Annotated in this window: 17 protein-coding genes; 4 read left to right on the top strand and 13 right to left on the bottom strand. The window is 74.1% G+C overall.

The window, feature by feature from the left end; all coding sequences use genetic code 11:
• Positions 1-24: 24 nt before the first annotated feature.
• The 8 genes from KW076_RS07710 to KW076_RS07675 all read right to left on the bottom strand — a co-directional run bounded on the left by KW076_RS07710 (position 25) and on the right by KW076_RS07675 (position 8,442).
• Complete coding sequence (locus KW076_RS07710) at positions 25-945, bottom strand: shikimate dehydrogenase family protein (RefSeq protein ID WP_224354787.1); 921 nt, start codon at positions 943-945, stop codon at positions 25-27.
• On the bottom strand, positions 945-2,195 hold the full coding sequence (gene mltG / locus KW076_RS07705) for an endolytic transglycosylase MltG (protein ID WP_224354785.1): 1,251 nt from the start codon (positions 2,193-2,195) through the stop codon (positions 945-947). The genes KW076_RS07710 and mltG overlap by 1 nt, the downstream gene beginning before the upstream one ends.
• Complete coding sequence (gene ruvX, locus KW076_RS07700; RefSeq protein WP_224354783.1) at positions 2,192-2,689, bottom strand: Holliday junction resolvase RuvX; 498 nt, start codon at positions 2,687-2,689, stop codon at positions 2,192-2,194. Before ruvX ends, mltG begins: the two co-directional genes overlap by 4 nt.
• Positions 2,686-5,397 (bottom strand): alanine--tRNA ligase, encoded by a 2,712-nt coding sequence (gene alaS / locus KW076_RS07695; protein WP_224354781.1) that lies wholly within the window; start codon positions 5,395-5,397, stop codon positions 2,686-2,688. The genes ruvX and alaS overlap by 4 nt, the downstream gene beginning before the upstream one ends.
• On the bottom strand, positions 5,394-5,747 hold the full coding sequence (locus KW076_RS07690) for a hypothetical protein (RefSeq protein ID WP_224354779.1): 354 nt from the start codon (positions 5,745-5,747) through the stop codon (positions 5,394-5,396). Before KW076_RS07690 ends, alaS begins: the two co-directional genes overlap by 4 nt.
• 197 nt (positions 5,748-5,944) lie before the next feature.
• Positions 5,945-6,571 carry a 30S ribosomal protein S4 gene (rpsD, locus tag KW076_RS07685; RefSeq protein ID WP_135030285.1) on the bottom strand — a complete coding sequence of 209 codons (627 nt, stop codon included), beginning with the start codon at positions 6,569-6,571 and terminating at the stop codon, positions 5,945-5,947.
• 267 nt (positions 6,572-6,838) lie between these two features.
• Positions 6,839-7,027: a general stress protein gene (locus KW076_RS07680; protein ID WP_224354778.1), complete on the bottom strand. Its 189-nt coding sequence runs from the start codon at positions 7,025-7,027 to the stop codon at positions 6,839-6,841.
• Positions 7,028-7,032: 5 nt separating this feature from the next.
• Positions 7,033-8,442: a replication-associated recombination protein A gene (locus tag KW076_RS07675; RefSeq protein ID WP_224354776.1), complete on the bottom strand. Its 1,410-nt coding sequence runs from the start codon at positions 8,440-8,442 to the stop codon at positions 7,033-7,035.
• A 39-nt stretch (positions 8,443-8,481) separates the two neighbouring features.
• Here KW076_RS07675 and KW076_RS07670 point away from each other — a divergent pair, with 39 nt between their 5' ends.
• Positions 8,482-9,069, top strand: a complete 588-nt coding sequence (locus KW076_RS07670; protein WP_224354775.1) for a DUF1697 domain-containing protein — start codon at positions 8,482-8,484, stop codon at positions 9,067-9,069.
• Positions 9,070-9,213: 144 nt separating this feature from the next.
• On the top strand, positions 9,214-10,941 hold the full coding sequence (locus KW076_RS07665; RefSeq protein WP_224354773.1) for a choice-of-anchor I family protein: 1,728 nt from the start codon (positions 9,214-9,216) through the stop codon (positions 10,939-10,941).
• A 72-nt stretch (positions 10,942-11,013) separates the two neighbouring features.
• Here KW076_RS07665 and KW076_RS07660 read toward each other — a convergent pair whose 3' ends face one another.
• Entirely contained in the window at positions 11,014-11,268 is a 255-nt protein-coding gene (locus tag KW076_RS07660) for a hypothetical protein (protein WP_224354772.1), read from the bottom strand.
• 688 nt (positions 11,269-11,956) lie between these two features.
• Between KW076_RS07660 and dtd the strand changes: the two genes are divergently transcribed.
• Entirely contained in the window at positions 11,957-12,409 is a 453-nt protein-coding gene (gene dtd, locus KW076_RS07655; protein WP_224354771.1) for a D-aminoacyl-tRNA deacylase, read from the top strand.
• 42 nt (positions 12,410-12,451) lie between these two features.
• Here the strand turns inward: dtd and aspS are convergent, their stop codons facing one another.
• Positions 12,452-14,329, bottom strand: coding sequence for an aspartate--tRNA ligase (aspS, locus tag KW076_RS07650; protein ID WP_224354769.1), 1,878 nt, complete (start codon positions 14,327-14,329; stop codon positions 12,452-12,454).
• A gap of 137 nt (positions 14,330-14,466) precedes the next feature.
• On the opposite strand from aspS, the gene KW076_RS07645 reads away from it, so the two are divergent.
• Positions 14,467-15,741, top strand: coding sequence for an APC family permease (locus KW076_RS07645; protein WP_224354767.1), 1,275 nt, complete (start codon positions 14,467-14,469; stop codon positions 15,739-15,741).
• A gap of 10 nt (positions 15,742-15,751) precedes the next feature.
• Here the strand turns inward: KW076_RS07645 and KW076_RS07640 are convergent, their stop codons facing one another.
• The 3 genes from KW076_RS07640 to hisS all read right to left on the bottom strand — a co-directional run bounded on the left by KW076_RS07640 (position 15,752) and on the right by hisS (position 18,202).
• On the bottom strand, positions 15,752-16,012 hold the full coding sequence (locus tag KW076_RS07640) for a PLDc N-terminal domain-containing protein (protein ID WP_224354765.1): 261 nt from the start codon (positions 16,010-16,012) through the stop codon (positions 15,752-15,754).
• Between the two features lie 48 nt (positions 16,013-16,060).
• Positions 16,061-16,750, bottom strand: a complete 690-nt coding sequence (locus KW076_RS07635) for a DUF1345 domain-containing protein (RefSeq protein WP_224354764.1) — start codon at positions 16,748-16,750, stop codon at positions 16,061-16,063.
• A gap of 75 nt (positions 16,751-16,825) precedes the next feature.
• On the bottom strand, positions 16,826-18,202 hold the full coding sequence (gene hisS, locus KW076_RS07630) for a histidine--tRNA ligase (protein ID WP_224354763.1): 1,377 nt from the start codon (positions 18,200-18,202) through the stop codon (positions 16,826-16,828).
• Positions 18,203-18,206: the final 4 nt, after the last annotated feature.

The raw sequence follows: 18,206 nt of genomic DNA, 5'->3' as shown, positions 1-18,206 counted from the left end.
CCGGCATGTGACCCGCGCCGGCGGTCAGCGGCCGGGCAGCCCTAGCGCCCGGGACGCGGCGGCGGTGACCTCCGCCCAGTCCGGCTCCACCCCGCCCGCGGCCCGGCGCGGGCGCTCGGTGAACAGGCGCACCTGTTCGACCCCCTGGTGGAGGAGCATCGACAGCCCGGAGGCCACCCCTCCCCCGGCGGCCGACCAGGCGCGGGCGATCGCCGACGGCCACGGGTCGTAGGCCGCGTCGAGCAGCGGGGGCAGCACACCGGCGGGGACCTTGTCGGCGAGCGGGTCGGCGGCGCGCGGCGGCAGCGTGGCCACCACGGCGCGCAGGTCCGCGGCCTGCCGCACCAGTGCGTCCTGCGCCTCCACGCGCACCCCGAGGCCCAGGCGGTCGGCGAGGGCGACGACGTCCCGGGCCCGGCCGGCGTCGCGCACCCCGAGCACCACCGTCTCGGCGCGCAGCAGGGACGCGGCCGCCACCGCGGCCGTGGCCGTCCCGCCGTTGCCGAGGATCCCCACGGCCCCGCCGCCGGCCCCCGCGTCGAGGCCCCGCTCCGCCAGGGCCCGGACGATCCCGTCCACGTCCGTGTTGTGCGCCAGGAGGCTGCCCGGATGGTCGGGGTGGTCCCTCACCAGGGTGTTGGCCACGCCGAGCTCCCGCACGCGCGCGGAGAGCTCGTCCGCCAGAGGGACGACGGCGGGCTTGAGAGGCATGGTGACGGACACGCCCAGCCAGTCGCCGCCCGAGGGCCCGGCGGGCCTCGCCGCGGAGCCCGGGGCGCCCAGCCGGGCCGCCAGCCACGGGCCGACCTCCTCCTCCCCGAGGTCCGCGCGGCCGTAGTCCACGTCCAGGCCCAGCGCCCGGTAGGCGGCCGCATGCAGCACGGGAGAGAGCGAATGGGCGATCGGACGGCCCAGGACGGCCGCCCTGAACGTCGCACCGGCCATCAGCACACCCCCGGGTTCTGCGCGCAGTACCGGCGGAACTCCTCCTGATGCACGCTGTGCTCCTCGTAGGTCCGGGAGAACTCCGTGTGGCCGGTGGCGATGTCCGTGGTGACCCAGTACAGGTCCTCCGACGGCTCCGGGTGGACGGCCCCCTCGATCGCGGCGTCCGAGGGCATGCCGATCGGTCCCGGGGGGAGTCCGGTGTGCTGGTAGGTGTTGTACGTGTTCGACTCGTCCGCGCGCTGCGCGGCGCTGAACTGGAGGTTGCGCCGGCCCAGGCCGTAGTTCACGGTGGAGTCGACCTGGAGCAGACCGCGGGTCTCGGCGTCAGGGTCGTTGAGCCGGTTGTCGATGACGCCGGCCACGCGCGGATAGTCCTTCGGCAGCGCCTCCGCCTCGAGGATGGAGGCGATCGTGACGATCCGCTGCTGCTCCGCCGGGTCCGTGACGCCCTGGGCGCGCAGGTGGGCGAGTCGGGGCTTCACGAGCTCGGCGAGGACCTGCTCGGCGTCGGCGCCGACCGGCGGGTAGTACTCCCCCGGATCCAGCCACCCCTCGAGGGAGGGGGCCTGCTCCGGCACGCCGTAGCGCGTCGGATCCTCGGCCGCCGCCTCGAAGTCGGCGCGCGGCAGCCCGGTGGACTGGGCGAGCCCGTCCAGCACCTCGCTCAGCCACCGGCCTCGGCCGACGACCACGTAGTGGGAGGCGCCCTCCGCACGGCCCTGCAGCACGGCCAGGGCGTCCGCCGCGGGCATCTGCTCCCGCAGGACGTACTCGCCCGCGCCGATCGAGGTCTGCCCCGAGTCCTCGGCCGCGTCGAGCACGGCCCGGTCGGAGGCCACGATGCCGCGCTCGTCCAGGCGGGCGGCCACGGATGCGAGGTCCTCCCCCGGCTCGACCGTGAAGGTGACCCGGTCGCCGGAGACGGCCTGGCGATCGGCCGGGCGGGAGAACAGAACCACCAGGAGGGCGGCGACCAGCACCACGGCCAGCGCCGCCACGGCGAGGACCACGGCCCCCCGCGGACGTTCGACCGCCAGGTTCCGGCCGATCGCGCGCAGCCGGTGCGAGCCCCCGGTCCGGACCCTCGGGCGCCGCGCGCGCCCCACGGGGCGCGGCGGAGCCGGCTGCCGCTCGACTCGTTCGGGCTCGGGCTCGGGCTCGTCCTCGCCGTGGTCCACCAACCCGAAGACGTCGAGGTCGTCGTCGGTCTCGTCCTCGCGCCAGGGGGGCGGCGGGGGCGCGCTCATGCGCGGGCCTCCGCGACGGTGATCCCGGCCCAGGCGCCGCGGCGGCGCTGGACCTCGAGGGCGTCCTGGAGGAGCTCGACGGCGGCGGCCTGGTCGATCACGCCGCGGCTGTCCTTCACCGTGCGGCCGGCGCGGTGGAGCGCCGCCTGCGCGCTGACGGTGCTCAGCCGCTCGTCCACGAGCCGCACCGGGATCGGCGTGCCGGCCTCGGCCACCAGCGCCTCGATCGCCGCCGCGTACTCCACCGCGTCCTGCGTCGACGGGGTGTGCTCCCCGCGCAGGTTGCGCGGCAGCCCCACGTAGACGGCCACCGCGTCCAGCTCGCGCGCGCGGTCGAGCAGCTCGGCGTGGTCCCGCCGCTGCCGCGCGTCACGCCGCAGCGTCTCCACGGGCGTGGCGATCAGGCCGTCGGGGTCGGACGCGGCCAGGCCGACGCGGGCCCTGCCCACGTCGACCCCCAGGACCCGCCCCCGCACGGCGGCCTGCGCGCTCACGCGTCCCGCACGGCGTCGAGCACGGCGTCGAGCGCCGCGGCGACCGCGGTGACGTCCTGCCCGCCGCCCTGTGCGACGTCGTCCTTGCCGCCGCCCCCGCCGCCGAGGGCGGCCGTGGCGAGCTTGACCATGGCCCCGGCCTTGAGCCCGGCGCCGCGGGCGGCCTCGTTGGTCGCGACGACGACCAGCGGCCGCCCCTTGGCCTCGCCCGTCAGGGCGACGAGCACCGGCGTGCCCGCCGCGTTGCCTCCGGCGGACTCGATGCGCGAGCGCAGGCCCAGCACGAGGGAGCGCAGCTGGTCGCCGGCGACCTCGCCCGCGTGGTGGGCGAGCACCTTGACGGACGCGCCGGACGTCGTCGTGACGTCCTGGGCCTGCGCGGCGAGGGTGCCGGCCTGGGCCTGAAGGGCCTTGGCCTGGAGGTCGGCCACCTGCTTCTCGGCCGCCTTGAGCCGGTCCATGGTGGCGGTGATGCGGTCCTTGAGCTGGTCGGCCGGCGCCTTGAACATCTCCGAGAGGTCGGAGACCAGGGTGCGCTCGGCGGCCAGATGGCGGAACGAGTCCAGGCCGACGAGGGCCTCCACGCGGCGGTTGCCCGAGCCGACGGACTGCTCGCCGAGCAGCGTCAGGGAGCCGATCTGGGCGGTTCGGCCCACGTGGGTGCCGCCGCACAGCTCGCGGGACCACGCCCCGTTGATCTCCACGACGCGCACACGGTCGCCGTACTTCTCGCCGAACAGGCTCATGGCGCCCATCGCGCGGGCCTCGTCCAGGGACATCTCCTGGGTCAGGACCTGGTGGTCGTCGCGGATCGCGATGTTGACGACGTCCTCGATCTCGGAGCGCGCCATCGCGGAGACGGCCTCCGCCCAGCGGAAGTCGAAGCGCAGGTAGCCCTCCTTGTTGAAGGAGCCGGACTGCGTGGCCTCCGGGCCGAGGATCTGGTGGAGGGCGGCGTGCACCAGGTGGGTGCCGGAGTGGGCCTTCTCGCCGTCCAGGCGACGCTGCAGGTCGATGCGGCCCACGGCCTCGGCGCCCACGGGCACCTCGCCGTCGAGCACCTTCACGCGGTGCACGGACAGGCCCTTCACGGGCGCCTGGACGTCGAGGACCTCGAGGGAGAAGCCGTCGCCGGTGATGACGCCGGTGTCCGCGGCCTGGCCGCCGGACTCCGCGTAGAACGGCGTGGCGTCCAGGACGAGCTCGAGCTCCGTCCCGGCGCCCGCGGACGCGACCTCCTCGCCGTTCTGCAGCAGGCCGCGCACCACGGACTCGGTGGTGTGCTCGGTGTAGCCGGTGAAGTGGGTCTGGCCCTCGGCGCGCAGGCGCTGGTACACGGCGGTGTCCGTGTGGCCGGACTTCTTGGCCTTGGCGTCCGCACGGGCGCGGTCGCGCTGCTCGGCCATGAGGGCGTGGAACCCGGCCTCGTCCACGGCGACGCCGGCCTCCTCCGCGATCTCCAGCGTCAGCTCGATCGGGAAGCCGTAGGTGTCGTGCAGCTCGAACGCGTCCGGGCCCGCGATGCCGCCGCCCGCCGAGCGTGCCTGGCCCACCGCGGCGTCGAGGCGCGCGGTGCCCGCGGCGATGGTGCGCAGGAACGCCTTCTCCTCGGCGTAGGCGATCCGGGAGATGCGCTCGAACTCGTCCGCGACGACCGGGTAGGTGCCCTTCATCGCGTCCCGGGAGACCGGCAGCAGCTCGGGGAACACGGGCTCGGTGACGCCCATCAGGCGCAGGGCGCGGACGACGCGGCGGATCAGGCGGCGCAGCACATAGCCGCGGCCCTCGTTGCCGGGACGCACGCCGTCGCTGATCAGCATCAGGGCCGAGCGCACATGGTCGGCCACCATGCGCAGGCGGACGTCGTCGTCGTAGTGCGGGTCGGCCGGGTCCTCGGTGGAGGTGTAGGACTTGCCGGCCAGCTCTGCGGCGCGGTCGAGCACGGGGCGGACCTGGTCCGTCTCGTACATGTTCTCCACGCCCTGGAGGATCATGGCCAGGCGCTCCAGGCCGAGGCCCGTGTCGATGTTCTTGTGCTCGAGCTCGCCGGCGACGTCGAAGTCGTACTTCGAGCGCACCTGGGAGAGGCGGTACTGCATGAACACGAGGTTCCAGATCTCGATGTAGCGGGTGTCGTCCGCCTCCGGGCCGCCCTCGACGCCGTACTCGGGGCCCCGGTCGTAGAAGATCTCCGAGCAGGGGCCGCCGGGGCCGGGCTGGCCGGTGTTCCAGTAGTTGTCCGCCTTGCCCATGCGCTGGATGCGCTCCGGGCGCACGCCGACGTCCTCGCGCCAGATGCGCGCGGCCTCGTCGTCCTCCTCGTACACGGTGACCCAGAGGCGCTCCGGGTCCAGGCCGTAGCCGCCGTCCTCCACGGACGTGGTCAGCAGTTCCCAGGCCATGGGGATGGCCTTCTCCTTGAAGTAGTCGCCGAAGGAGAAGTTGCCGCACATCTGGAAGAAGGTGCCGTGGCGGACGGTCTTGCCGACCTCCTCGATGTCCGCGGTGCGGATGCACTTCTGCACGCTGGTGGCGCGCGGCGACGGCGGGGTCTGCTCGCCCAGGAAGTACGGGATGAACGGCACCATGCCGGCCACGGTGAACAGCAGCGACGGGTCCGGCGAGACCAGGGAGGCCGAGGGCACGACCAGATGGCCCTGCTTCTCGAAGTAGGCCGTCCAGCGGCGGGCGATCTCGTGGGACTTCATGCGTGCGGATCCTTCCGGGCGGAGGAGGGGGTGGCGGTCGTGTCGGGGGTGTCGAGGGCCTCGCCCTCGATCGTGTCCCGCGGCGGGCCGATCAGCTGGCTCACCCACGGCGGGGCGTCGGCGCGCAGGCGCTCCGTGAACGCCTGCGCGCTCTGGGCGAGCGCTTCGGCGGCGGCGTCGCCGACGGCCTGGCCGGCGGAGCGGCCCAGACGGGTGGGGTCCAGGGTCTCCTGCAGGCGGCGGCCCGCCTCCTGGTCCACGGCGCGGCGGCCGGACTCGACCGCGCGGTGCGCGATCCAGCCCGCGGCGGTGCCGGCGCCGACCAGCAGCAGCGAGGTGATCCGGGACATGGCGGTGCCTCCTTCACGACGGGCGGATACCCGCCCCACCTTACCGTCCGGCGAGCGCCGCCCCGGCTGCGGCGAGCGTGCCGCCGAGCCCGAGGCCCTCCGTCGTCACACGCCGGAGGCCCGGCCCCCTCGACGGGTGACCGGGCCTCCGGGACGCGCGCGGCGTCGTCGTCCGGGGCGAGCCCCGGGGGGACGGATCAGCGCGCGTAGTACTCGACCACGAGCTGCTCCTCGCAGGTCACGGGGACCTCGGAGCGCTTCGGGCGACGGGTGAGGGTGGCGCGGAGCTTCTCGATCTCCACGGTCAGGTAGCCCGGGGTGGCGGGCAGGACCTGCTGGTGGGCGCCGGCGGCGGCCAGCTGGAACGGCACCATCTTCTCGGAGCGCTCGTGCACGTGGATCATCTGGCCCTCCTTCACGCGGAACGAGGGGATGTCCACGCGCTTGCCGTCCACCATGATGTGGCGGTGCACGACGAGCTGGCGGGCCTGCTGGATGGTGCGGGCGAAGCCGGCGCGCAGCACGAGGGCGTCCAGGCGCATCTCGAGGAGCTCGACCAGGTTCTCACCGGTCAGGCCGGCGGTGCGCTTGGCCTCCTCGAAGTAGCGGCGCATCTGCGCCTCGCGGATGTTGTACTGGGCGCGCAGACGCTGCTTCTCCTTCAGGCGCACCGCGTAGTCGGAGTCCTGCTTGCGGCGGGCGCGGCCGTGCTGACCGGGGCCGTACGGACGGCGCTCCATGTACTTCTCGGCCTTGGGGGTCAGGGCGATGCCCAGAGCACGGGAGTGGCGCACCGTGCGGCGCGTGCGGAGGTTGCCGGACATGGCGATCTCGCTTCCTATTTCGACGTGCGGCACTGTTCGGGTTTGTCTCCGCCGCCGGTCGAGCGCCGCGCACGGGGCGCGGCTCAGGGCGTCGGAACCTGGCCTCCGCGGTTCCTCGGAGAGCTGAGGGGCGTGCCGCCGCCCGTCATCCACTGATGCGCTGCGCTCCCCGCCCTCGCCGGGCACGCGTGTGCCCGCGCAGGAGACCTGCGGGTGAGGCGGGGGGATCCGTCCGGTGGCGCAGCGCCTGCCAGACAGCGGGCAAGTCTAGCAGACGCCGACGGCCCCCGTGGTCAGTCGGCCGGTCACCTGCTCCACCGAGCGCAGCCCCGTGCCCGCGACCCGCACGTGCTCCACCGGGAACCCGGAGTCGGAGAGCCGGTCCACCGTCGACTGGGCATGCGCGTAGTCGGGAACGGTGGACAGGACGGCGTAGTGGGCGGCGGACGCGGACATTCCGCTCAGTCCCCCCGGATGATCCGGCGCAGCGCGTCCACCTGTGGGCCCAGCTGCCGCTCGTGGCCGATCGGCTTGGGCCGGTAGTAGTCGCGGCCCACCAGCGGGTCCGGGGCGTACTGCTGTCGCGCGACGGCGTGCGGCTCGTCGTGGCTGTAGACGTACCCCTGGCCGTGGCCGAGGGCCTTCGCCCCCGGGTAGTGCGAGTCCCGCAGATGAGCGGGGACCACACCCGTTCCCCCGGCCCGCACGTCGGCGATCGCCTCGTTGACCGCGGTGTAGGACGCGTTGGACTTGGGCGCGGTGGCCAGGTGCGTCACGGCCTGGCCGAGCACGATCCGCCCCTCCGGCATGCCGATCAGCTGCACCGCCTGCGCGGCGGCCACCGCGGTCTGCAGGGCGGTGGGGTCCGCCATGCCCACGTCCTCGGATGCCGAGATGATCAGCCGCCGGGCGATGAACCTCGGGTCCTCCCCCGCCTCCAGCATGCGGGCGAGCCAGTGCATCGCCGCGTCCACGTCGGAGCCGCGGATCGACTTGATGAACGCGCTGATCACGTCGTAGTGCTGGTCCCCGTCCTTGTCGTACCGCTGGACCTGCGCGTCCATCGCCTGGGCGGCGTCCTCCTCCGTCACCTCCACGGGCGCACTCCCCGGGCCCGTCGTCTCGCCCCGGGCCTCGGCGCGGTCCAGGGCGACGCCGGCAGCCGCCTCCAGGACGGTGAGCGCCCGGCGCGCGTCGCCGCCGGCCATGCGCACCACGTAGTCGCGCGCGTTCGGGGTGGGCTCGACGGTGCCGTTCAGGCCCCGCTCGTCGGCGACGGCGCGGTCGACGAGGGCGGCGAGGTCGGTGTCGTCGAGGGGTCGCAGCGTGAGGAGCAGCGATCGGGAGAGCAGCGGCGCGATCACGGAGAAGGACGGGTTCTCCGTGGTGGCCGCCACCAGCACCACCCAGCGGTTCTCCACGCCGGGCAGGAGCGCATCCTGCTGGGCCTTGGAGAAGCGGTGGATCTCGTCCAGGAACAGCACCGTGGTCCGGTCGTACATCTCTCGTTCGCGCCGCGCCTGCTCCATCACCTGGCGGACGTCCTTGACGCCCGCCGTGATGGCGGACAGCTCGGTGAACGTGCGCCCCGGCGCGCGGGCGATCACGTGCGCGAGGGTGGTCTTGCCGATCCCGGGCGGGCCGTAGAGGATCACCGAGCTCGGCCCGGCGGCCTGGGCGGAGGCGGCGGGCTCGGCCAGCTTGCGCAGCGGGGAGCCCGGCTGCTTCAGGTGGGCCTGGCCCAGCACCTCGTCCAGGCTGCGCGGGCGCATGCGGACCGCCAGCGGGGCCGACGCGCGGGCCCGCCCGGACGCGGTGACCGGGGCGTCGTCGTCGGGGTCGGCGTGCGCTGCGCTGAAGAGGTCGTCCATGGCGGATCCAGCCTAGGCCCGGCGTGCGAGCATGTCCCCATGAGCCGTGCCGCGCCCCGCACCGACCACACCCACGTGCTGCTGCTGCGCGGGATCAACGTGGGCCGGTCGAACCGGGTGTCCAACGCTCGCCTGGCGGCCTGGGCGGAGGCGGCCAGGGCACGGGACGTGACCACCCACCTGGCCAGCGGCAACGTGCTGTTCCGCCTCCCGGACGCCGACGACGACGCCGGTCCCGCCTTCCTGCGGGCCTTCCGGGATGCCGCCCTCGCCGACGACGGCCCGGACGTGCCGCTGATCCTCACGACGCCCGCCGAGCTCCGGGGCGCGCTCGCGATGCACGACCGGCTCCCGTGGTCTGGCGGCGAGGCGAAGCTCACCCAGCTCACGGTGCTGGCCGAGTCGCCTCGGGACGGGGCCGCGGAGGCCCTGGCCGGCCTCGACCACGGGTCGGGCCGCGCCGCGGGCCCGGACCGCTCCGCGCTGGAGGGCCGGTTCCTGTGGATCCGGAGCCCCGGGCGGATCTCGGACTCCCCGCTGACGCCCGCCCGGCTGGAGAAGGCCCTCGGGGTGACCGGCACGGCCCGCAACCTGGCCACCGTGCGCGTGCTCGCCGGCATGGCCTGAGGACGCAGGGGCAGCGCCGGACGCTGGTGCGGCCACCTCGCGCTGACCTGCAGGACACCGGGGACTGGCCCGGACGTCACCGGGGGTTCACCCGACTCGGCTGGACTGGTCGGCACCGTCGTCCCCTCGCACAGGAGCACCTGCATGTCCCGCATCGTCCGTCTCACCCGCCTGGGCGCCGCCGCCGGCGCCCTCGCACTCTCCGCCGCCGTCGTCGCCCCGTCCGCCGTCTCCGCCCCCGTGACCGCCACGGCCGCCGCCGCGAACCCGTCCGGCAAGACCGTCGAGCTCTCCCTCGCCGGCACCCACGAGACCGGCGTGTTCGGCGAGTCCGCCGCCGAGATCCCCGCCTTCGACGCCGCCACCGGCCGCCTCTTCGTCGTGAACGCCGAGAAGGGCGCCGTGGACGTGCTGCGCGTCGGCGCCGACGGCGCCCCGGCCGCCGAGACCGTCCTCTCCGCCGAGGGCCTGCGCACCGCCGACGGCTCCGTCACCGACGGGGGCGCCACCGTGAACTCCGTCGCCGTGTCCGGCGGCGTGCTCGCCGTGGCCGTCGAGGCCGCCGACAAGACCGGCCTCGGCTGGGTCGCCTTCTTCGACACGACGACCCTCTCCTACCTGGGCGGCGTGCGCGTGGGCGCCCTGCCGGACTCGATCGCCTTCTCCCCCGACGGCGCCTACGCCGTGGTGGCCAACGAGGGCGAGCCGGCCGACGACTTCTCCGCCGATCCGGAGGGCACCATCTCGGTCATCTCCGTGCCGAAGAACGTCCGCCAGTTCGCGCGCCTGACCCAGGCCGCCGTGCGCACCGTCGACTTCCGCGCCTACGACGCCGGCACCGCGCTGCCCGAAGGCGTCCGCGTCTTCGGCCCGGACGTGCAGGTTCCCGAGGGCCAGGAGCCGGCCGGGCGCATCGCCCGCAACCTCGAGCCCGAGTACGTCACGATCGACGACACCGGCCGCACCGCCTACGTGTCCGTGCAGGAGGCGAACGCGGTCGTCGCCGTGGACCTGAAGTCCGCGACCCTGAAGGACTTCTGGGCCCTGCAGCTCACCGACTGGTCGAAGGAGGGCGTGCTCGACGCCTCCAACGAGGACAAGGCGATCACCCTCCGGAACCAGCCCGTCCTGGGCGTGCCCATGCCCGACGGCGTGGACACCTACCGGTACCGGGGTCAGGACCTCGTGGTCACCGCCAACGAGGGCGACTCCCGCGAGTGGGGCGACTTCGTGGACGCCGCGCGCGTGAAGGACCTCGAGCTGTGCACGGCCGAGTACCCGGACGCCAAGGCCCTGCAGAAGAAGCCCGCCCTCGGCCGCCTCAACGTCGTCACCGACCTGGGCTACGACGCGGACCGCGACTGCTTCTCCCAGCTGCACGCCTTCGGCGGCCGCTCCTTCTCGATCTACACCGCCGACGGCACCCGCCTGTTCGACTCCGCCGGCATGATCGAGGAGCAGATCGCGCAGCTCATCGCGGACGGCGAGCTGCCCGAGTCCGCGTTCAACGCGAACAACGACGAGACCCCGTCCTTCGACTCGCGCTCCGACGACAAGGGCCCCGAGCCGGAGGCCGTCGTCGTGGGACGGGTCCAGGGCCGCACCTACGCCTTCGTCGGCCTCGAGCGCATCGGCGGCGTCATGGTCTTCGACATCACCGACCCCACGAAGGCCACGTACGTGGACTACGTCAACGAGCGCAACTGGGACGCCGAGGGCGACGACGCAGCCGCCGGCCTGGGAGACATGGGCGCCGAGGGCCTCACCTTCGTCCCGGCGAACGAGTCCCCCTCCGGCACCGCCCTGCTCGTGGTGGCCAACGAGGTCTCCGGCTCCACCACCGTCTACGAGGTCAACCCGGTCCGTCGCTGACCCCGGACTCGACGACGCCCCGTCGCCGGCCCCGCGTGGGGCGGCGACGGGGCGTCGGCCGTCCTGAGTGCCTCAGTCGCGGAAGGCCTCCAGGCCGGCCGGGCACGTGGCGTCGTCGCCGACGCGCACGCGGCGGGCGTCGGCGCCGTGGGCCTCCACGCCGCCCACGCGGGCCTGCTTCACCACGCCGTCGATCTCCACGGCGTCGATGCCCTCGCCGCGGGTGCTGACCGTGCCGCCGATGACGAGCTCCTCGACCTCGCCGCCGGGCTTCACCGACACGCCCACGGCCTTCAGCTTCATCTGCGCGCCCTTGACGAGGCTCATGGCGTCCCGCCCTCGGTGGCGATGTCGCGGTCCAGGTGCGGACCTTGCCCCAGTTGTCCAGGACCATGTCGTTCTGCCCGTAGGTGGTGACGGGGCCCTCGTTGCGGACCTCCTCCACCTCGGCGCCGGACAGGACGAACACGCCGCCGGAGATCAGGTGCGGGGTCACCTCGGGGATGCCGCCGTCCGTGTGGATCTCGCCGGCGACGACGCTCTCCGCGGTGAGGCGGCCGCCGTCGGCGAGGCCGTCCTCATCACCGTGGCCGGCCAGGAACAGGCCCGAGCCGCGCACGGGCTCGATGTCCTCGACGGTGGCGTCCGGGCCGAGGCGCACGGCCACCGCGTTGGCCTCCAGGCGGCCACCGCCGGGGGCGCCGCGCAGGCTGCCCCCGGCCGGGACGGACACGCGGGTGATGCCGGCGATGGTGCCGTCGACCACGAGGTGGGCGACGCCGTCGGACACGGCCTCGGTGAGCTCCTCGCGAGTGCTGACGGTGCGGGTCTCGGTGCTGTGCTGATCGGTCATCGGTGCGGCTCCTTCCGCGGGCGGCCCACGCCCGCCGTCGTCGTCGGGCTCCCACGGCCCGGCCTCGGCCTGGAGGCCACCCCCACCCCCGGCGCGGGTGAATGTCCGCCGACTGGGAGATTCCTGGCCGCCGCGTGGCGGGCCGCCCGGCATGATGGGGGCATGAGAGCAGTGCTGCAGCGTGCCCGGTCCGCGTCCGTCACGGTCGACGGGGAGGTGGTGGGCGCCTTCGACGGCGAGGGCCTGGTGATCCTCCTGGGAGTCTCGACCGAGGACACCGAGGCGGAGGCCGTCCAGCTGGCCGCCAAGGTGGCTGGGCTGCGGATCCTCGACGGCGAGCGGTCTCTCGTCGAAGCCAGCGCCCCGGCCCTCGTGATCAGCCAGTTCACCCTCTACGGGGATGTGCGCAAGGGGCGGCGTCCGTCCTGGTCTGCGGCCGCGCGCGGCGATCAGGCCGAGCCCCTGTATGAGTGCTTCGCCGGCGAGCTGGGGACGGCGGGGGTGCGCGTGGAGCGCGGCGTGTTCCGCGCGGACATGGACGTGGCCCTCACCAACGCCGGGCCATTCACCCTGGTCGTGGACACCGCGGACCTGGCCGGCCCGCGCCGCGGCTGAGCCGGGCCGGACCCGTGTGCGTCGCCGACCCGGCTCAGGGGGTCAGCGCAGCTGCGCCTCGTCGGCCGCGGTCTTCTCGTCGTTGGCCTTCGCCTGGGCCTCGGCGCCCTCGGACGCCGCGCCCTCGGCCTTCTTGGCCTCCGGCTTCGCGTCGACGCCGGCCTCCTTGCGCTGCTGCGGCGTGATCGGGGCCGGGGCGGCGGTCAGCGGGTCGTAGCCGCCGCCGGTCTTCGGGAACGCGATGACCTCGCGGATGGACTCGGTGCCGGCCAGCAGCGCCACCACGCGGTCCCAGCCGAAGGCGATGCCGCCGTGCGGCGGGGCGCCGTACTTGAAGCCCTCGAGCAGGAAGCCGAACTTCTCGTTCGCGTCCTCCTCGGACAGGCCCATCACGGAGAACACGCGCTTCTGGACGTCCTGGCGATGGATGCGGATGGAGCCGCCGCCGATCTCGTTGCCGTTGCACACGATGTCGTAGGCGTAGGCCAGGGCCGAGCCCGGATCGGTGTCGAAGGTGTCCATGAACTCGGGCTTGGGCGAGGTGAACGCGTGGTGCACGGCGGTCCACTGGCCGGCGCCCACGGCGACGTCGCCGGAGGCCACGGCGTCCGCGGCCGGCTCGAACAGGGGCGCGTCCACGACCCACACGAACGCCCAGTCGGCGTCCTTGGCCTCGACGCCGTCGCCGGCGTCCGTGAACAGCTCGCAGCGGCGGCCGATCTCCACGCGGGCGGCGCCCAGCAGGGCGCGGGACTCCTTGGCCTTGCCGGCGGCGAAGAACACGCAGTCGCCCGGGTTCGCGCCGACGGCGGCGGCCAGGCCGGCCTTCTCCTCGTCGGTGATGTTCTTGGAGACCGGGCCGGTGAGCGTGCCGTCCTCCTGGATGAGGACGTGGGCGAGACCCTTGGCGCCGCGCTGCTTGGCCCACTCCTGCCAGGCGTCCAGGGTGCGACGCGGCTGGGACGCGCCGCCCGGCATGACGACGGCGCCGACGTACTCGTTCTGGAACACGCGGAACGGGGTGTCCTTGAAGTACTCGGTGAGGTCCGTCAGCTCGAGGCCGAAGCGCAGGTCCGGCTTGTCCGAGCCGTACTTCTCCATGGCCTCGGCGTAGGTCATGCGGCGGATCGGGGTCTGCACCTCGACACCCACCAGGCCCCAGAGGGCCTTCACGATCTGCTCGCCGAGGGCGATGACGTCGTCCTGCTCCACGAAGGACGCCTCGATGTCCAGCTGGGTGAACTCGGGCTGGCGGTCGGCGCGGAAGTCCTCGTCGCGGTAGCAGCGGGCGATCTGGTAGTACTTCTCCAGCCCGCCGACCTGCAGCAGCTGCTTGAACAGCTGCGGGGACTGCGGCAGGGCGTACCAGGAACCCGGCGCCAGGCGGGCCGGCACCAGGAAGTCGCGCGCGCCCTCCGGGGTGGAGCGGGTCAGGGTGGGGGTCTCGACCTCGACGAAGCCCTGCTCGTTCAGCAGCTCGCGGGCCACGCGGTTGGCCTCGGAGCGCAGGCGCATGATGCGGGCCGGCTGCGGGCGGCGCAGGTCCAGGTAGCGGTGGCGCAGGCGCGCCTCCTCGCCGACCTCCACGTGCTCGTCGATCTGGAACGGCAGGGCGGCGGCGGTGTTGAGGACCACGACGTCGTCCGCGATCAGCTCGACCTCGCCGGTGGGCAGGTTCGGGTTCTCGTTGCCCTCGGGGCGGCGCTCGACCGTGCCGGTGACCTGGAGGACCCACTCGTTGCGCAGCGGGTCGAAGTCGGCCTCGTCGCGGACGACCACCTGAGCGCGGCCGGAGGCGTCGCGCAGGTCCACGAACGCCACGCCGCCGTGGTCGCGGCGCTTGGCCACCCACCCGGTCACGGTGACGGTCTGGCCGATGAGCGAGGCGTTGAGCTCGCCGAGATGGTGGGTGCGCAGCACGAGGCTTCCTCTCCGTCCGGGTCACGGACGATGTGCGGGGTTCATTTCCTGGTCCGCCGTGTGTGATACCCGTACGGGCGGGGCGGACTCGTCCGCACCAGTCTAGGGCCCCGCGCCGCCCGTCGAGAGGAACCTCCGTGACCGCCACTTCCCCCGCCCCGCGCGGCCTGCCCCTGCGCGGCGCCCTCGCCATCGGGGTCGGCTCCATGGTGGGCGCGGGCGCGTTCACCTCGCTGGGCCTGGCCGCGCTGCTGACCGGAGGCCACGTCGGCGCCCTCGCGGCGGCTCTGGGGCTGGCCGTCGCCGTGGCCACGTGCAACGCGCTCTCGACGGCCCAGCTGGCCGCCGTCCACCCCGCCTCCGGCGGCACCTACGTCTACGGCCGGCGCCAGATCGGCCCCACGGCCGGGTTCGTGGCCGGCTGGGGCTTCGTCACCGGCAAGACGGCCTCCGTGGCCGCCATGGCGACGACGGCGGGCCTGTACCTCTTCCCGGACTCCCCCCTGGCGGCGCGCCTGGCCGGGGCTGCCGCGGTGGTGATCCTCACCGCGGTGGCGCTGCGCGGGATCACCCGCACGGCACAGGCGACGGTGGCGATCCTCGTTCCCGTGCTCGCGGTGCTGGGGCTGACGATCGTCGCCGGGCTGGCGGGCGGACGCGCCGCGGCGGACACGCCCGTCTCGGCCGCGGACCCGGCGGGCGTCCTCGCGGCCGCCGGTGTGCTGTTCTTCGCGTTCGCCGGGTACGCCCGCGTGGCGACGATGGGCGAGGAGGTGGAGGACCCGCGGCGCACGATCCCCCGGGCGGTGCTGGGCGCGCTGGCGTTCACCGTGGTGCTCTACGCGCTGCTGGCCGCGGCGCTGGTCGCCGCGCTCGGCGGCACGGGGCTCGCGGCGTCGGAGGCTCCGGTGCGGGCGACACTCGAGGCGAGCCTCGGGGCCGGATGGGGCTGGGCCGCCGTCGTCGGTGCGGTGCTCGCCTGCGCGGGGGCCATGCTCAACCTGCTCGCCGGGATCTCCCGGACGGGCATGGCGATGGCCCGCGAGGGCGACCTGCCCCGCCCCCTCGCCCGAGTGGACGAACGCACCGCGGTCCCGTGGGCCGGGCAGGTGACGGTGGCCGTCGCCGTGATCCTGCTGGTGCTCACCACGGATGTGCTCACCGTGGTGGGGTTCAGCTCCTTCGGCGTGCTCGTGTACTACGCCGTGGCCAACCTCTCCGCGCTCACGCTGCGTCCGGAGCAGCGGACGCTGCGCGTGCCGCGGGCCGTGAACGTGCTGGGCCTGGGGCTCTGCCTCGTCATCGCGTTCACGCTGCCGCCCGCGTCCGTCGCGGCGATGGTGGGCGTGTTCCTGATCGGGCTGGGCGGGCGCTGGTTCGTGCGGTCCCGCCGCCCGGACCGGATCGGCTGAGCCGAACGCCTCAGGCGGCCTCGGGGCGACGCCGCTGGCGCAGGGCGATCACGATCGAGGCGATCGCCCCGAGGAACGGGACGAGCACGGCGACCGCCAGCCACAGCAGGCGCCGGTACGCGTCCATCCGGGTGACGGCCAGCAGGAGCACGGCTGTCACGACCAGGACGGTGCACACCGCACCCACGGCGCCGGCGAGCAGCTCCGCACCGGCGGGGACCAGGGGGTTCGCGCCGTCGTCGGCAAGCAGGATGAGCGGAGCCTGGGTCATGGCCGCAGTCTGTCCCGACGGCGACTCCGGGTCAACGGCGACTCCGGGTCACCCCCGGGACAGCAGCAGGGTCGCGAGGGACGCGACCAGCATCGAGTTGAATCCGAAGGCGACCATGACGTGCGAGCGCATGGCCCGGCGGGTGCGGCGACCGGTCAGCGTAACGTCCCCCGTGCCGAACAGGGCCGACACGAACGCGGAGAGCGTCAGGTAGTCCTCGAACACCGGCGGCTCCTCCCCCGTGAACTCGATGCCTCCGTGCTGGGCGGCCATCCGCGCGTACGCCAGGGCCTGGCTGACCCACAGGACCGCCCAGGAGGAGACGACGACGAGCGCGCACAGCACCCGGAGCAGCGGCTGCCCCGCCGTCGCCGGGTCCAGCATCACGACCACCACGATCACCAGCGCCACCACGGACACGGAGGTCATCCAGCCCAGGGTGGAGCCGTAGGGCAGGCCCATGCGCACCGCCCAGGAGCCTGGTCGCGGGCCGCGGCTGACCGTGCGCAGGTCGCGCTCCAGGGTGCGGGCGTCCAGCCCGTGGAACCGCCGCAGTGTGAGCCACAGGTACACGACGTACATGACGACCTGCGTGACGCCCAGGGTCCCGTAGAACATGACCCTCCAGTCGGCGGAGGGGAACTCGGCCGCCGCCTCGCGGCCGATCAGCACTCCCGACGCGCCCGCCGCCAGGGCGGGCAGCGTCGCGAGCCACAGGCGGCCGTCGTCGCTGTCCATGACCCGGCGACGCCAGGGACGCCCCGAAGGACGGCGTGTCGGGCGGCCGGCCCCCTCCGCGCCCACGGCCCGCCCTTAGTCCTCTGCGCGGGGCGACTCGGTGACCTGCGGGACGAGGTCCTCCGCCGGCGGGGCCCAGGTGGCCGCGTCAGCCGGGACCTGCTCGCCGGAGCGGATGTCCTTCACCTCGTCCGACGCGCCCTCGGCGCCGAGGAACCAGACGAAGGGGATGCCGCGGCGGTCGGCGTACTTGATCTGCTTGCCGAACTTCTCCGCGGAGACGGCGACCTCGGCGGCGATCCCCCGGCCGCGCAGGCCGGCGGCGACGTCCTGGGCGCGGGACCAGTCGTCGTCGTGCGTGAGGGCCACGTAGACCACGGTGGGCACCGCGCGGGAGGCGACGGCCATCTCCTGGGAGAGCATGCGCATCACCAGGCGGGTCACGCCGATGGACAGGCCCACGCCCGGGAACGCGCGGTTCCCCTTGGTGGCGAGGGCGTCGTAGCGGCCGCCGGAGCAGATCGAGCCGAGCTGTTCGTGGCCCACCAGGACGGTCTCGTAGACCGTGCCCGTGTAGTAGTCGAGGCCGCGCGCGATCGACAGGTCCGCCACGGCGCGGCCCGGGGCGCGCCGGTGCAGGGTCGCGACGACGTCGGCCAGCTCCGCCAGGCCCTCCTCCAGCAGCGGGTCCTCGACGCCGAGGGCGCGCACCTGCTCCACGAAGGCCGTGTCCGGGGTGCGGATCTCCGCCAGCTTCAGGGCCTGGGCGGCCTGCTCGGCGGTGGCGCCGACCTCCTCCTGCAGCAGGCGGGCGACCTCCTCGGCGCCGACCTTCTCCAGCTTGTCGATGCTGCGCAGCACACCGGCCGCGTCCTCCAGGCCGATGCCGCGGTAGAAGCCCTCGGCGAGCTTGCGGTTGTTCACGCGGATCCGGAAGTCGCCGATCGGCAGGGCGCCGAGCGCCTCCGCCATCACCAGGGCCACGTCCGCGTCATAGCGAGGCGAGAGCTCGCCGTCGCCGACGACGTCGATGTCCGCCTGGGTGAACTCGCGGGCGCGACCCTCCTGGGGGCGCTCGCCGCGCCAGACCTTCTGGATCTGGTGGCGGCGGAACGGGAAGGCCAGGTGGCCGGCGTTCTCGGTGACGTACCGGGCGAAGGGCACGGTGAGGTCGAAGTGCAGGGCCAGGCGCTTGGGGTCCGAGGGGTCCTTGGCCTCGCGGACCCCCTCGGCGACCTCCTGGTCCTCGGCGAGGCGGGAGACCGCGTAGACCTCCTTGTCCACCTCGCCCTTGCGCAGCAGCTGGCCCAGGGTCTCCACGGCGCGGGTCTCGATGCCGGCGAACCCGTGCAGCTCGAAGGTCCGCCGCAGGGTGTCCAGCACGTGCTGCTCCACGATGCGCTCGGCGGGGAGCCACTCGTGGAAGCCGGACAGCGACTGCTTGCGGGACATGGGT

Origin of the sequence: Micrococcus porci (genome assembly GCF_020097155.1) — a bacterium.
Classification (GTDB): domain Bacteria; phylum Actinomycetota; class Actinomycetes; order Actinomycetales; family Micrococcaceae; genus Micrococcus; species Micrococcus porci.
Note: the sequence above shows the minus strand (reverse complement) of the source record. Positions and strands in the feature narration are given on the sequence as shown.